Below are 14,809 nucleotides of genomic sequence, written 5' to 3'. Positions count from 1 at the left end.
GCATGACCAAGATATTTATCGCCCGCCACGCCGAGACCGACTGGAACCGCTACAAGCGTATCCAGGGCGGTGGCTCCGACACGCCCCTCAATGAGACCGGTTTACGGCAGGTTAAATGCCTGGCCGGGCGCCTGGCTACAGAGAAACTGGAAGCTATCGTCTCCAGTCCGCTCGGCCGCGCCCGGGTTACGGCGGAAGCCATCGCCCGGGAGCATGGGCAGGTGGCTATCGAATTTGAACCCGATCTGAGGGAGATCGACGCCGGTGAAATGGAAGGGATGTCCGTGAACCAGATCGGCGGCAGCCTGGGAGTGTTGCTGACCGCCGCGACTGAGGATGGGTTACCGCGGCTGCCCGGCGGCGAATCACTGAACGATGTCCGCGACCGCGCTTGGCGAGTGATAGAAAAACTGGTGGAGCGGTTCCCTGATGGTGAAGTGCTCATCGTCAGTCATTATTTTGTCGTTCTATCCCTGGTCTGCCGGGTGCTGGGACTGCCGCCGGAGGCCATCCGCAGGTTCAGGATGAACACCGGCAGCCTCTCTGTCATCGAAGTCGATGCCGCCGGTACCAGACTGATCGTCTACAACGAATCCTGTTTTCAGGTGGACAGTAAACCCTGGTAAAAATTCCAGGATACAAGTTACAATGACCAAACAATAACCAAATTCAAATGACCGAACCGGGAGGCGACAGGGATTTCGTACTTCGGGATTATTTCCGTTTTGGCTTTACCTGTTATAATCTAGCCGATGCATCGATTCGAAAAAAAAATCATCGACCTTATCCTCCGCCGGGAACTTCTGTCAAGGGGTGACAGAGTGGTGGTGGCGGTGTCCGGTGGAGCGGATTCGGTGAGTCTGCTTCACACATTACATAACAACAGCACAGAACTCGATATCAATCTCCATGTCGCCCACCTCGACCACGGATTACGGGGCATTGAATCTGACGCCGACGCTGAATTCGTCCGTGATCTGGCCGGAAGGCTGGGATTACCCTCGACAATCGAAAAACGCGATGTCCAGGGCTATCGACAAGAGCACCGCCTGACACTGGAAGAAGCTGCCCGTGAAGTGCGCTACGCTTTTCTGGCCGAGGTCGCCGGAAACATCGGAGCCGTTTCCGGCGCTGTCGCTCACACCCGCAGCGATCATGTAGAAACGGTGCTGCTCCACCTGCTCCGGGGTAGCGGCCTGTCCGGCCTTGTGGGGCTGAAAGAGGCTTCCATTCTCCGATACAAGCGAGTTGGGCCGTTACGCATCATTCGGCCTTTAATTGGCGTTACACGGGCTGAGGTGGAGGCTTATTGCCGGGAGGCGGGGATCGACTTTCGCACCGACGCCACCAACGAATCCCTGACCCCCACCCGCAACCGCATCCGCCGCAAGCTGCTGCCGGATATCCGGGAGGACTTCAACCCCCGTATCGAAGATGCGCTTGTCCGTCTTTCGCGGCTGGCCGCCGACGACTTGGATTTCATCGAGGTCGAGGCTCGGCGGGTGGTGTCGGAATTGGCCCGCGTCGAATGCGACGTCGATATCATCGATAAGACCGCTTTTTCAGGGACCCACCCGGCCCTTCAACGCGGCGCGCTGCGGCTCATGCTGTTAAAAGCCCTCGGTGGTCCAAAAGACATCGAGGCGGTGCACATCGAAGATATGCTTGACCTGGCTTCGGGTGAGGCTGGCCGTGCTATCGATCTACCCGGCGGCCTGGTTTTCGCCTCGGGTTACCGTGAGTTGTACCTGGGGCGGGATCTGTCTGGGCTGATCCCGTTTCCGCCGCTCGATGGTGAGTATAAGCTAAATATCCTGGGGGTAACTGAGATTCCCGGCTGGAAAATCACCGCTTCAATCGTCGATAGCCTGGACGATTTACCGGAATGTCATGGGGATCAGTTCGCAATGGCAGGCATCGACCTGGACATGGCTGGCGATGATCTCACCGTCCGCACCCGCCGCCCCGGCGACGCCTTCCAGCCGATGGGTATGGATTGCCCCAAGAAATTGAAAGACTTCTTCATCGACTCCAAAGTGCCGCGCCCCTGGCGTGACCGCGTCCCCATCGTCGTCAACCCTCGACAGATCGTCTGGGTGGCAGGTTACCGGCTGGATGAACGTGTCAGGGTTACAACGGCGACCCGGCGCGTTTTGAATATTGGATTTTTTCCTGGATCTTCGAAAAATACTTGTTAGCCAGCCGGCTTCGACGCCGACACCTTCACACTGACGATCGTCTCAGAGATGTGCGCAATCTTCTCTAAGGTCAGTCCCAGCGCTGCCGCTTCTTTCAGCAACTCCGGCGCCATATCCAGAAAATCCAGGTCGAAGACATTCTCCCCGGCGATCTCGATGTCCTCGAACCCCGCTTGTTTTATAGCATCGAGATATTCTTCCTTCAGGATCGCCCCCGCCACACAGGCAGTATAGGCCGCCACAGAATCCCGGATATAGTCGGGCAGGGGTTCGGTCAGCACGATGTCAGAAACGGCGATGCGGCCGCCTGGCTTGAGCACCCGGAAGGCCTCGGCGAATACCTTCGGTTTGTCCGGCGACAGGTTAATGACGCAGTTGGAAATGATGGTGTCGATAGTGCCTGATTCGACCGGCAGGTCTTCTATCTCACCCTGGCGGAACTCGACGTTAGTTATACTGCCTTTGACCGCGTTCGCCCTGGCCTTGGACAGCATGTCCGGCGTCATGTCCACCCCGATGACTTTTCCGGCGGGTCCGACCTGCCGCGCCGCCAAAAACGCGTCGAACCCTGCGCCGGAACCCAGGTCGAGAACTGTCTCACCGGGTTTCAGCGCGGCGATGGCGGTAGGGTTGCCGCAGCCCAGGCCGAGGTTGGCGCCTTCCGGCACCGCGGCCAGTTCGTCCTCGGAATAACCGATGACTTTGGCGATGGTGTCCGGCGCCGGACCGCAGCACCCGGAGCCGCAGCCGCAACCCCCGCCCGAACGGGCGATGCCGCCGTAGCGTTCCTTGACATAACTCTTGATATCGTTGTCTTTCATCGCAGTCTCCTTATGGAATTTCATTCAGAATCGGACCGAGGAATTCACTGGCGCCTTTGGCCAGTTTTTCAGCTTTCATCATCACCAGGCAGCACGGTTTCCCGCCGCGGTTGAGGGTCACCAGCGCCAGTTTTTCCCCCGCGGCTATACCCATGCTTTCGCGCACTTCCTTGGGCAGCACCAACTGCCCACGGGCATCCACGCTTACCACAGCTTCGACACGGCAGCACTCGCCGGTGTCGCAGCAGGAATCAGCCGTTGTTTTTTCTTTGTTCATAAGTGCCCCTGCAAATAGATACAAATCAGTATAATCAGAAAAATCAGCAGTTGTCAAATGAATATATCTGATATACATCTGCCAGGTACTGTTCGGTTATGGTTGATTTAAAAAAGCACCTATTTAGAATGTCTCTGGTATATGTCGGGGTAGGTTTTGTCTTAACGTTCTTTGAGCCGACAAAATACCTAGCCCTATTTTTAGTAGGGCTAGGTATGATAATACAAGGCGGTTTGGTTATTGTCTTAGCCGTGAATGGCAAAGCGGCTGATAAACGACCCCGCTAACATGGCGACTACACCTAGTAGTCCGACTAACCAAAATGAATCGGTATAATCGGCGACAAAGGGCATAGAAACGATAGCGGAGAATATCAGAAAAATACCACCCAATAGCAAAGCCCCACCCAGAATAAAAAGCAGTAAACGCCCGAAAAATGAACCCATATTAAGACCTACCTTTCAATCGTATTTTATTCGTAAAACTATTGACTTTGAACGTGTTTAGGTGTACTATTAAAGACAAGTGGGGGCTACCAGAATTGAACTGGCTCTATCGGTTTTAAAGACCGTCGTCCTGACCATTAGACGAAGCCCCCCGATGCGGAAACCTTTGTTAACGGCTAACTAGTACTTAGCCGTTAACGCTTTTTAGGGCTACTAATTACAGCCATAGGCGTCACCCCCTTTCGTGGTTTAGATTGTCTAACCCGCCGCTTTTGGGCAAAGCGTGAAGGTTTCCCGACTGTTGCCGCTTCATATCGCTTTGAACTAACAGTTATTACATTCGGGGAATCCAAACGGCTATCGGCTACAACATCCCGCCAGTTTGAATAAGGGCTTTCGATCCCCGCATATTCGGCGGGCGTTTGCCATTCTAAAGACTCATGCGGTTTAAAGAAGTTGTAATGAACCAGCCAGCCGTCAAGAATGGTCATAGCTGATTCAACCGACTTTAAACCCTTAAAGACTTTCGTTCGTCCCTTCAAAGTGGAATGGAAACGCTCGATAAGATTCGTGTTAGTTTCGCTTCCGAAACCATGAGTTTGTAAGTGTTCAATATCGCCCGTCCCGTAATGCCCCGCCGCTTTGGGTATCCCGTCTAAATAGGCGGCTAATTTATCGGTTAGAATCACCTTTGGCGATTTACCGGCTCGCTTAATAGCTTTCATCACCAGTGATTGAGCATCACCCGTTGACCGCCTGTATGATAGGTGTGATGCGAGTAGGAACCTAGTTTTGGCGTCTATCAAGTCCCAGAACCATATCTTATGCCCGTCTAAATCCAGAACCGTTTCATCGGCTACCCAAACATCCCCGACTTTAGGTTTTAATCCCCGTAGTTTGGTACTGGCTTCGTCACTAAAGCGTTGAATCCACTCATAGACCGTAGAATCACTAGGTGTATCCCCGTATTCTTGTCTTAGGTGGATTCTCGCTTCGTCGATGCTCATGCCGGAATAAAAAGCACTTAAAGCCGATGCTATTTCGGTTTGCGGTTTTCGCATATTGGGCAAGGCATTGTTATCCGCAAACTTCCGCTCGCACTTTTTACACCACCAATATTGAACGTCGTTGACCGTCCCATATTTAACGACGTTCGTTGACTCGCAGTACTTACACCCGAAATCGGTTAACACGTACTTGCTCACTTTCCGGCGGTGGCCGTAGCCTTACACCTGATAGATTACTTTGTCCGTCATTACTTCTTTTGCCTTGGCTTATTCCAATAAGGGCTAGAGCAAGCGGGGCAAACAACGGGTTGTGTAACTCTTGCCATCCAAACGTGTCCGCATCGTTTGCAACGTTTGATTATGGGTTTCTTTCTAGGTATAGCCATAATTGACCGTCCTTTATTACCCTTGTTAAGTCTATATACTAAAACGAAGGTGGCTACGTTGTCAATAATTATTTTAGCGGGTATAATTCACGCATGGGATTTTTATGGTTTGGTAAAAAGAAGCCCGAAAAAGCAAAGGTTAATGTATGCTTGAGTTGCTTGAGATACAATACTAACTGTGTTTATGGTTGCGATACGACTTCTATAAGTTGTTCTGATTGGGAAATGATACAAGGCTCGCCATCGGATTGGGAAAGGATTCAACGGGCAAAATACGAAGCGTTAGAAAAATGCCCGCAATGCAAAAGTAAGAACATCGAAAAAATATTCAATGGAAAGCGTTATCAGTGTAAAGATTGCGGTATGATATTTTCGTAACTAAGTCTTTTAGCCACCGCCCAAAATAAAGTCTCCACCACAACCGAACAGTACCCATCTGCCATTACTCTCGACAAATCCGATATAATAGACCCGTGCCGGAAAGAGAACCGCTGGAATTTAAAAACGCTGATGAATGGCGAAACTGGTTTTCTACTCACAACGGTACTGAAAAAGAAGCGTGGGTAGTTCACTATAAAGTGGCCAGTTTACAAAAAGGTCTCCGATACAGAGAGGCATTGCCTGAGGCCATCGCCTATGGGTGGATCGATGGTAAACTTGAGACTATCGATGATGATCGTTTCATGCTTCGGTACTCCCCCCGGAAAACCAACAGCATCTGGTCAAAACGAAACAGGCTCATAGCTGAGGAGCTGATCAAAGCCGGTAAAATGGCTCCCTCTGGACTGGCTGCGGTCGACGCCGCTAAAAAAGATGGGAATTGGTCCCAGGCTTACACCAACTTGGAGACCTTGAGCACCCCGGAAGATCTTCGAAAGGCGTTGGAAACCGAGAAGATCGCTTTGGAAAACTTCGCCAGGTTCCCGGTCAGTGCGCGTAATATGTATATCCGCTGGATTGAGGGGGCAAAAACGGACACTACCCGGCAGGCAAGAATTAAAGGAGTTGTTACCAGAGCTGAACGTAATGTTAAGCTAGGGGATATTGCATCTGGAATCTCGTCATCGAGGCGGCGTCCGATTCGACGATGATGTCAAGGGGTGGTTGCGGGAAGCCTACGAACGGGGGCAGCATAAATTATGGCAATTGATACAGGAGGAGAAATGAACCGCGCCGAAACAGCTTATTCCGTCATGGCGGAATCTAAAATGAATTGTGCCCAGGCGGTCGTAACCGCGTTTTGCGAGGATCTTGGTCTGGATGTCGCTTCAGCTATGCGGCTGGCGCGGGGTTTTGGCGGGGGCATGGGGCGGGGCGGCAAAACCTGCGGCGCTGTGAGCGGTGCGTGTATCGTCCTGGGTTTGGCGGAACCGCTGGAAGGCAGAGAGGGTATCGAGGCGGTCTATGTCCGGATCGGGGAGTTCAATCGGAGATTCGTCGAACGATTCAATTCGACCGAATGCAACGCCCTGTTAGGCTGTGACATCAGCACCCCGGTGGGACTGGCGCGCGCCAGAGCCGAAGGATATTTTAAACAGATATGCCCCGGATTCGTAAAAGGGTCGGTGGAGATACTGGAAGAAAGCCTTGGCTAGGCTACATCACTCGTTTTAGTCGCGGGTTTTCGGTGATCCCCGGTATCCGTCCCCGCTTCGCCACCGCCACCCCGTTCACCTCATGGATATCGGCGGTGTAGTCGATAGGCCTTGCCCCGGAGATATAGCTGCCGATGCCGAAGCCGGCCACCGGCGCCCCTTTGTCGATGAAATACCTGATGCGTTCCGGGGTCAGGCCGCCGCTGACAAAGACGCCCACGTGACCGTGTCCAGCCTGGTCAAGCCGGGCGCGGACCTCTTTCACCAGTTCCGCGGTCACGCGGCCGCGTTCGACCGGGGTGTCCAGCCGCACGGCTTTAAGCGTTTCACCCAGGGCTGCGGCCACCCGCAGGCTCTCTTCCGCCTCGTCTTTGAAGGTATCGACGAGAGATACCCTGGCCACACCCGAGTCGATGTGCCTGTTGAAAGCCAGCGTGGCCTTGACCGTATCGCCCATGACGATGATGAGGGCGTGAGGCATGGTGCCGGATGGCTCGATGCCGGCCAATTTCGCGCCCTCGACGCTGGAACATCCTTTACAGCCGCCGCTCACCGCGGCGTAATCCATCCGGCCGGAAACAAAGGGGTGGACATGCCGCGCCCCAAAGCTGACGCAGGGGATGTCACCCGCCGCCCCGGCGCATTCCCGCGCGGCGGTAGCCCAGCCGGTGGCGGAAGCCATAATGCCGCAGAGGGCGGTCTCGTACAGGCCGTAACTCCGATAGGGGGCTTTAATGCGCAGGACAACCTCTTTGGATGTCACGGCGTCGCCCTCGTTCAGCGCCCAAACCTCGCGGTTGTCCAGGGGTAGCACCTTGTCGAGCAGAGCAAGGGCTTCATCGATGCCACAGAGAACTCCGGAACCGTTGGGAAAGACCTCCATCACCGCTATGGGATCGAGGCCCTCTTTTTCCAGTATCTCGATGGTGCGATGAAAATAGACGTCCGCCGAATCCCCGCGCAGCACAGCCTCGGACGGAGCAAACTTGCCCCTGCGTTCGACTCGACCATCGTTTTGGTATTCGTTCATTCGAATTTATTTCGTATTTCGATATTCGGATTTCGTATTTTTAATGCAGGAAGTGTCTCGTCCCCGTAAATACCATGGCGATCCCGGCCTCATCGGCGGCCTTGACGGAATCATCGTCCCGGATGGATCCGCCCGGCTGGATAATGGCGGTGACGCCTGCCGCCGCGGCCTGCATCACGCTGTCGTTGAACGGGAACATGGCGTCGGAGGCCATGACGCTGCCCTTCGATTTTTCGCCCGCCCGTTTGACGGCTATGTCCACGCTGGTCACCCGGTTGGGTTGCCCGGCGCCCATGCCCAGTATCATCCGGTCTTTCACCAAGACGATGGCGTTGGACTTGATGTGTTTAATCGACCGCCAAGCGAAGAGCAGATCGGCCACTTCGTCGTCGGTCGGGGCGCGATGGGTGACCGTTTTCAGGGTGACAGCATCCTCGGGCAGGGCGTCGGCAACCTGCACCAAGAGTCCACCCTTGACACGCCGGTACACCAGCGGCGCCTGCGCCTCAGGTACCGGGAGTTTGGCCTTGAGGATGCGCAGATCCTTGCGCTTTTTAAGTATCTCCAGGGCTGCTTCTTCGTAATCGGGGGCGATGGAAATCTCGTAAAAGGTGCCGCGCATGGCCTCGGCCATCTCTGCCGTCAGCGTCCTGTTGACGGCCACGATGCCGCCGTAGGCCGATACCGGGTCGCCGGCAAAGGCGCGGCGGTAAGCTTCCGCCACGTCATCGAAACTGGCCAGGCCGCAGGGGTTGGTGTGCTTGACTATGGACACCGTCGGCGCGGCGTAGTCGGTGGCGGCGCTCCAGGCGGCGTCGGCATCCAGGATGTTGTTGTAGGAAAGCTCCTTGCCCCAGATCTGTTCCGCCCATGTGATGCCGGTATTGGCGCCGGCGCCGACGCGCTGCTCGGAGTAGAAGGCGGCGGGCTGGTGGGGATTCTCTCCGTAGCGCAGGTCGAAACGTTTTTTGAGGGCGATGGTCATGTTCTCCGGGAAGCCGTCATTGCCTTGCCACAGGTACTGCGAAATGGCGGTATCGTACATGGCAGTATGCTGAAAGGCCTTCTGGGCCAGCATCTTGCGGTCGTCGAGCGATAAGCCGCCGCTTTTGAGTTTTTCGACGACCATGGCGTAATCCGCTGGGTCGGTGACGATGATGACGCCCGGGAAATTCTTGGCGGAAGCCCGGATCATGGTCGGGCCGCCGATGTCGATGTTCTCTAGGGCGTCCTCCAGCGTGACGTTACCCTTAAACACCGTCTGGACAAACGGGTAGAGGTTGACCACCACCATGTCGATGGTGCCCAGCCCCTGCTTCTTGAGTTCTTCCATGTGCTCCGGCTTGTCGCGCCGCGCCAGCAGGCCGCTGTGAACGGCGGGATGCAGCGTCTTGACCCGGCCGTCAAGGATTTCCGGGAACCCGGTGATGTCGGAGATGCCGTGCACCGGCACTCCGGCCTCAGCCAGGCTCTTTTTAGTGCCGCCGGTGGAGAATATCTCCCAGCCCAGTCCGGCTATCTCGTGGGCGAAACCGGTCAACCCGGTCTTGTCGGAAACGCTTAGGATGGCTCGCATTGTAATCCTCCCGAGTGTTAATAGGCGTCGATAGTTATCGACATAGTGTCAATCGATGATGACCCGGCCTTTGCCCGTATCGGTGATTACTTCACCGATGATCTTGGCGTCCGGCAAGGCTTCGAGTAGTGCAGTGACTTTCGAGGGGTCGGCGAATACTGTCATGCCGATGCCCATATTGAAAACCCGGTACATCTCTGCCGGTTCGATGTTGCCCATTTCCTGGATAAGGTCGAAGACCGACAGCACTGTCCAGGAACCGGTTTTGATACGGACGGCGGTGCCCGGTGGCAGGGTGCGGGGGATGTTATCGGTGAAACCGCCCCCGGTGATGTGGGCCAAACCCTTGACATCACGGAGCACCGGTTGCAGCGTTTTGAAGTAAGAGACATGCGGCGCCAGCAGCACCTCGCCGATGGAGCGGTCGAATTCGGGATAGACCTTGGACAGGGCCTCCTGGGTCTCGCCGAGAACCTTGCGGGCCAGGGAATAGCCGTTGGTATGCAGACCGGATGACGGCAACCCCAGCACCGCGTCCCCCGGCTTGATGGACAACCCATTGACAATCCGGTCTTTCTCGACGATGCCGACAATGAACCCGGCCAGGTCATAATCCTTGCCGTGGTAAAGCCCCGGCATCTCGGCAGTCTCGCCGCCGATGAGGGCGCAGCCGACCTCTTGACACGCCGTGGACAGGCCTTGGACAATATCGGCCACCAGCGCCGCGTCCAGTTTGCCCATGGCGATGTAGTCCAGGAAGAACAGCGGCGCGGCGCCGCAGGTCAGAATATCGTCGATACTGTGATTGACGATGTCGATACCCACCGTATCGTGCTTGCCCAGGACCGAGGCGATCTTGAGCTTGGTGCCCACGCCGTCGCAACTGGAGACCAGCACCGGCTTAACGAACCCGCCCGGGAGCTCGAACATGCCGCCGAAGAAGCCGGGCCCCCCCAGCACCCCGGGAGTGAAAGTGGCTTTCGCCAGCTTGATGATCTGTTCCTTGGCGGCAGCGGCGGTATCGATGCTGACGCCGGCGGCGGAATAAGCGTCTTGTTTGATGGAATTCTCCTTGCGGGTGATGCCGCAATGATAACATCTCGGACAAAGGGGCGCAATTGGTCCCAGCCACTCCACCACCCCTCCCAAATTCGAAATCCGAATATCGAAACTCTAAACAAATTCCAATGACCAAATACCAGAGGTTCAAAATCGCAACCTAGACATTATAGCCCCTACAGAACACCCGCCGACGTCGTATAGCCATGAAAATACCCACCCATTGTGATCGCACAATATCTATATCCCGGTCACTTCACCTTCTCTAAATCGATTGTCTCCCAACGACTTTTGGAGCTCGCCGCTAAGTTGGCTACAATGAAAATGTGAGTATTGCTCAAACCAGCAAACATGACACGGAAACGTTAAGAAACATGCGCCAGAATCGACAGAAAAGCTGATCGGATGATATAATGAACTATCTTTCCAATTTGAAAAGAGATTCAAATGGCAACTAAAGATTACTACGCGATACTCGGCATCGCTCGCGGCGCCACCCAGGAGGAGGTCAAAAAGGCCTTCCGCAAGCTGGCGCGCAAATATCACCCTGACGTCAATCCCGGCGACAAGGCTTCTGAAGCCAAATTCAAAGAGATCAACGAGGCTAACGAGGTCCTGTCGGATAAAGAAAAGCGCGCCAAGTACGACAAATACGGTGAGAACTGGCAGCACGCCGAGGCTTTCGAGAAGGCTGGGGGCGGCGCCTACCAGCAACATGGCGGCGGTTTCGGCGGCGGCCCCTTCGGCGGCGCCTATGATTTCCAGCAGGCGGGCGGTGGTTTTGCCGGAGAGGATATCGGCGGCATCTTCGATCAGATCCTCCGCGGCGGCGGGCGGCGGCGGTCGCACCGGGGGCAGGACGTCGATTATGAGACTGAGGTCAGCCTGGAAGAAGCCTACCATGGCACCAGCCGGAAACTGACCATGCAGGCTGCCAAGCCGGAGACGCTGGAGGTCAAGATACCGGCCGGGGTGACCACTGGCTCCCGTGTGCGCCTGGCAGGCAAAGGCGGGGAGGGGAGCGGCGGCGGGCCGCGGGGAGATTTATACCTGGTGGTCCGGGTGCTGCCTCACGCCCGCTATGAGCGAAAGGGCGACGACCTTTACATAACCATCGATGTACCACTGACCGTAGCCGCCCTGGGAGGCGAGGCGACGGTGCCTACCATCAAGGGTTCGAAACTGGCGCTGAAAATCCCCCCGGAAACGCAGAACGGCCGCACTTTCAAGCTCACCGGCCAGGGCATGCCCCACCTGGGTAAAACCGGCCACGGGGATCTCATCGCCCGGGTGAACGTGGTACTGCCGTCCAATCTGACGGAAAAAGAAAAAGAGCTGTTCGCTGAACTGGCCAAACTCCGGCCGACCAGCCGGCCGGAAATCCCAAATCCGAATATCTAAAAGCTAAACAAATTCAAATGATCGAATATTTAAATTCCAAACACGACAGCTCTTTTGAACTTTATATTTTGGGGTTTTGGGCTTATTTAGGATTTAGTGCTTAGTGCTTAGGATTTTTCCGAGGAGGTTGTTATGAATGAAGACAGAACCCGCCCCCGCTACGTGATCCACGTTGCCGCCGAACTCATCGGCGTCAAGACCCATACGCTGCGCTACTACGAACGTTCCGGCCTGGTGAAGCCGCAAAGGTCGCCGGGTAACATCCGGCTTTATTCGGAGAGCGACCTTGAAACCCTGAGGCGCGTCAGGAGCCTTATGGATGATCTTGGCGTTAACATGGCCGGCGTTGAAGTCATCAACAATATGCTGGAGAAGATGGCCGAGATGGCCCATGAGAACGAACGTTTACGCTCCGAAGTTCTGCGGCTTCAAAGGAGTCGGGACAAATCCTAGCCGGTTTGGTCGGCCCTGAACGCACTACCCTTTGAAAGGAATATAAACGTGAAACAAGAGAAATTTACCGAGCAGGCCCAGGAAGCCGTAGCCTCATCCCAGGCGCTGGTACGCCAGTACCAGCACAACCAGTGGGATGTTGAGCACCTGTTGATGGCGCTGCTGACCCAGGACAAAGGCCTGGTCGGGGATATTGTCAAGGAACTCGGCGCTGACGCCGGCGCCATCAAGACGGAATTGGACGCCGCTTTGACCAAGATACCGAAACTGGGGTACGACCCGCAGCAAATCTACCCCACCCCCCGCATCATGCAGGTGGGGCAGGAGGCCTCCCAGGAAGCTTCGCGCCTGAAGGACGAGTTCATCGGCACGGAGCATATCTTCATCGCCATTGCCGCCGAGACAAAAGGGCTGTCCTCCGCCATCCTGAAGAGCTTCGGCATCGATAAAGAGAAGGTTTACCTCGCTCTGCAGAAGATCCGCGGCAGTCACCGCGTCACAGATTCCCGCGCCGAGAGCAAATACCGCTCGCTGGAAAAATACTCCCGTGATTTGAACGAACTGGCGGAACAGGGCAAACTGGATCCCGTCATCGGCCGGGAAATGGAGATCCGGCGCGTCATGCAGATCATCACCCGCCGCACCAAGAACAACCCCGTCATCGTTGGTGAGGCCGGCGTCGGCAAGACGGCTATCGCCGAGGGCGTTGCCCAGAAGATCGTCAACGGCGACGTCCCCTCGTCACTCAAAGGCCGCCGCGTCATGGCCCTGGACATGGGTTCACTGCTGGCCGGCGCCAAGTTCCGCGGCGAATTCGAAGAGAGACTGAAGGCGGTCATGGACGAGGTCCGCACCTCCGCCGGCGAGGTCGTGCTCTTCATCGACGAGATCCACACGTTAGTCGGCGCCGGCGCCGCCGAAGGCGCAATCGACGCCTCCAACATGCTCAAGCCGTCGCTGGCCCGCGGCGAGATGCAGGTCATCGGCGCCACCACCTCCGACGATTACCGCAAGTATATCGAGAAAGACAAGGCCCTGGAACGGCGGTTACAGCCGGTGTTCGTTGATGAGCCCAGTATCGAGGATGCCATCGAGATTATGAAAGGCCTGCGTCCCCGTTATGAAGCCCATCACAAGATCAAGATCACCGATGAGGCCCTGGAGGCCGCGGTGCGGCTGTCCCAGCGCTATATCGCCGACCGCCACCTGCCGGACAAGTCCATCGATCTTATCGACGAAGCCGCTTCCAAGCTGCGCCTGGATTCGGAAAGCGCCCCGCCGAAAATCCGGGAACTTGAGCAGCGCCTGCAGCAGCTGGAGTCTGAGGAAGAAGCCGCCTCCCAGCGCAACGAATACGCCGCTTCGGCGGAACTCAAGAGTGAGCGGTTGCGCGTTCAGGCGGAGCATGACAAGGAACGTGAAGCCTGGGTGACCAAAGAGAAAATATCCGGTGAGGTAACCGAGGAGCATATCGCCCAGCTTATCGCCAACTGGACCGGCATCCCGATCAGCCAGATGCTTGAGGCGGAAGCTCAGAAGCTGGTGCACATGGAAGATCGCATCCACGAGCGATTTGTCGATCAGGATGAGGCCGTCATCGCCGTGGCTGAGGCCATCCGTCGCTCCCGCGCCGGTCTCAAAGACCCGCGGCGCCCCATCGGCAGTTTTCTCTTCCTAGGACCCACCGGCGTCGGCAAGACGGAACTGGCCCGTTCGCTGGCCTGGTTTCTTTTCGGCGATGAGACGGCCATGGTCCGCATCGACATGTCGGAATACCAGGAACGCCACACCGTGTCCCGCATGATCGGCGCGCCCCCCGGCTATATCGGCTTCGAGGAAGGCGGCCAGCTTACCGAAGCGGTCAGGAAGCGCCCATACCGGGTCATCCTGCTGGATGAGGTGGAGAAGGCTCATCCGGAGGTCTTCAACGTGCTCTTGCAGCTTCTCGACGACGGCCGCCTGACCGACGGCCACGGCCGCACCGTGGATTTCAAGAATACCGTGGTCATCATGACCAGCAACGCCGGCGTGGAGACCATCCGCCGTGAGTCCCGCCTGGGCTTCGTCACCGGCGGTGGCGACGGCCGGGAAGGCTACGAGAAGATGCGGGAGAAGGTGCTGGGAGAAGTGCGCAAGCAGTTTCGGCCGGAATTCCTGAACCGCATCGATGAGATCATCGTCTTCCACGAACTGGGTGAATCGCAGCTCCGCCACATCGTGGATCTCATGGCTAAAGATGTCGAAGAGCGGCTGGAAAAGATGGAGATCGCCCTGGAGATCACCGAAGCCGCCAAGGGCTGGCTGGCCAAGGTCGGCTACGATCCCGTCTACGGCGCCCGCCCCCTCCGCCGCGCCATAGAAAAATACGTGGAAAACCCCCTGGCCACCCGCATCCTGAAAGGGGACTTCAAGGAAGGCTCCACCGTTGTCGTGGACATGGAGGCCGAAGAACTGATCTTCAAAGACAAGAGCGAAGAAAAACCCTCTTCGGATGGCCACCGCAAAGGGCGAAAACCGGCGAAGGCCAAAGCTGAAACCAAACCAGAGTAAGAATACTCGA

At 56.2% G+C, this 14,809-nt stretch carries 14 protein-coding genes; 7 read left to right on the top strand and 7 right to left on the bottom strand.

The window, feature by feature from the left end:
* Window positions 1-2: 2 nt before the first annotated feature.
* Window positions 3-626, top strand: coding sequence for a histidine phosphatase family protein (locus ABFB09_RS07625; RefSeq protein ID WP_347000914.1), 624 nt, complete (start codon window positions 3-5; stop codon window positions 624-626).
* A gap of 126 nt (window positions 627-752) precedes the next feature.
* Window positions 753-2,198, top strand: a complete 1,446-nt coding sequence (gene tilS / locus ABFB09_RS07620) for a tRNA lysidine(34) synthetase TilS (protein ID WP_347000913.1) — start codon at window positions 753-755, stop codon at window positions 2,196-2,198.
* Here the strand turns inward: tilS and ABFB09_RS07615 are convergent.
* The 4 genes from ABFB09_RS07615 to ABFB09_RS07600 form a co-directional block, all read right to left on the bottom strand.
* A complete protein-coding gene (locus tag ABFB09_RS07615; protein WP_347000912.1) occupies window positions 2,195-3,019 on the bottom strand; it encodes an arsenite methyltransferase in 825 nt (274 codons plus the stop codon). The two genes, tilS and ABFB09_RS07615, sit on opposite strands and share 4 nt — an antisense overlap.
* A 10-nt stretch (window positions 3,020-3,029) precedes the next feature.
* The gene (locus ABFB09_RS07610; protein WP_347000911.1) at window positions 3,030-3,296 is read right to left on the bottom strand and encodes an HgcAB-associated protein; all 267 of its coding nucleotides are present in this window, start codon (window positions 3,294-3,296) and stop codon (window positions 3,030-3,032) included.
* 245 nt (window positions 3,297-3,541) lie between these two features.
* Window positions 3,542-3,742, bottom strand: coding sequence for a hypothetical protein (locus ABFB09_RS07605; protein WP_347000910.1), 201 nt, complete (start codon window positions 3,740-3,742; stop codon window positions 3,542-3,544).
* A gap of 194 nt (window positions 3,743-3,936) precedes the next feature.
* Window positions 3,937-4,803, bottom strand: coding sequence for a DDE-type integrase/transposase/recombinase (locus ABFB09_RS07600; protein ID WP_347000957.1), 867 nt, complete (start codon window positions 4,801-4,803; stop codon window positions 3,937-3,939).
* 805 nt (window positions 4,804-5,608) lie between these two features.
* On the opposite strand from ABFB09_RS07600, the gene ABFB09_RS07595 reads away from it, so the two are divergent.
* Together ABFB09_RS07595 and ABFB09_RS07590 are read left to right on the top strand one after the other, a co-directional pair.
* On the top strand, window positions 5,609-6,226 hold the full coding sequence (locus ABFB09_RS07595; RefSeq protein WP_347000909.1) for a YdeI/OmpD-associated family protein: 618 nt from the start codon (window positions 5,609-5,611) through the stop codon (window positions 6,224-6,226).
* 72 nt (window positions 6,227-6,298) lie between these two features.
* Window positions 6,299-6,730, top strand: a complete 432-nt coding sequence (locus tag ABFB09_RS07590; RefSeq protein ID WP_347000908.1) for a C-GCAxxG-C-C family protein — start codon at window positions 6,299-6,301, stop codon at window positions 6,728-6,730.
* 1 nt (window position 6,731) lies between these two features.
* On the opposite strand, the gene ABFB09_RS07585 is transcribed toward ABFB09_RS07590, so the two are convergent.
* Genes ABFB09_RS07585 through purM form a run of 3 tightly spaced genes read right to left on the bottom strand, consistent with a single transcriptional unit; the run spans window position 6,732 to window position 10,473 of the window.
* Window positions 6,732-7,760, bottom strand: coding sequence for a nicotinate phosphoribosyltransferase (locus ABFB09_RS07585; RefSeq protein ID WP_347000907.1), 1,029 nt, complete (start codon window positions 7,758-7,760; stop codon window positions 6,732-6,734).
* A gap of 40 nt (window positions 7,761-7,800) precedes the next feature.
* A complete protein-coding gene (purH, locus tag ABFB09_RS07580; RefSeq protein ID WP_347000906.1) occupies window positions 7,801-9,336 on the bottom strand; it encodes a bifunctional phosphoribosylaminoimidazolecarboxamide formyltransferase/IMP cyclohydrolase in 1,536 nt (511 codons plus the stop codon).
* 48 nt (window positions 9,337-9,384) lie between these two features.
* Entirely contained in the window at window positions 9,385-10,473 is a 1,089-nt protein-coding gene (gene purM, locus ABFB09_RS07575; RefSeq protein WP_347000905.1) for a phosphoribosylformylglycinamidine cyclo-ligase, read from the bottom strand.
* 369 nt (window positions 10,474-10,842) lie between these two features.
* Here purM and ABFB09_RS07570 point away from each other — a divergent pair, with 369 nt between their 5' ends.
* The 3 genes from ABFB09_RS07570 to ABFB09_RS07560 all read left to right on the top strand — a co-directional run bounded on the left by ABFB09_RS07570 (window position 10,843) and on the right by ABFB09_RS07560 (window position 14,799).
* Window positions 10,843-11,796 (top strand): DnaJ C-terminal domain-containing protein, encoded by a 954-nt coding sequence (locus ABFB09_RS07570; RefSeq protein ID WP_347000904.1) that lies wholly within the window; start codon window positions 10,843-10,845, stop codon window positions 11,794-11,796.
* A 132-nt stretch (window positions 11,797-11,928) separates the two neighbouring features.
* Window positions 11,929-12,249 (top strand): MerR family transcriptional regulator, encoded by a 321-nt coding sequence (locus ABFB09_RS07565; RefSeq protein WP_347000903.1) that lies wholly within the window; start codon window positions 11,929-11,931, stop codon window positions 12,247-12,249.
* 48 nt (window positions 12,250-12,297) lie between these two features.
* A complete protein-coding gene (locus ABFB09_RS07560; protein ID WP_347000902.1) occupies window positions 12,298-14,799 on the top strand; it encodes an AAA family ATPase in 2,502 nt (833 codons plus the stop codon).
* Window positions 14,800-14,809 lie beyond the last annotated feature (10 nt).

Source organism: Dehalogenimonas sp. THU2 (assembly GCF_039749495.1).
Classification (GTDB): Bacteria; Chloroflexota; Dehalococcoidia; order Dehalococcoidales; family Dehalococcoidaceae; genus Dehalogenimonas.
This window is presented reverse-complemented; position numbering and strand designations above follow the sequence as displayed.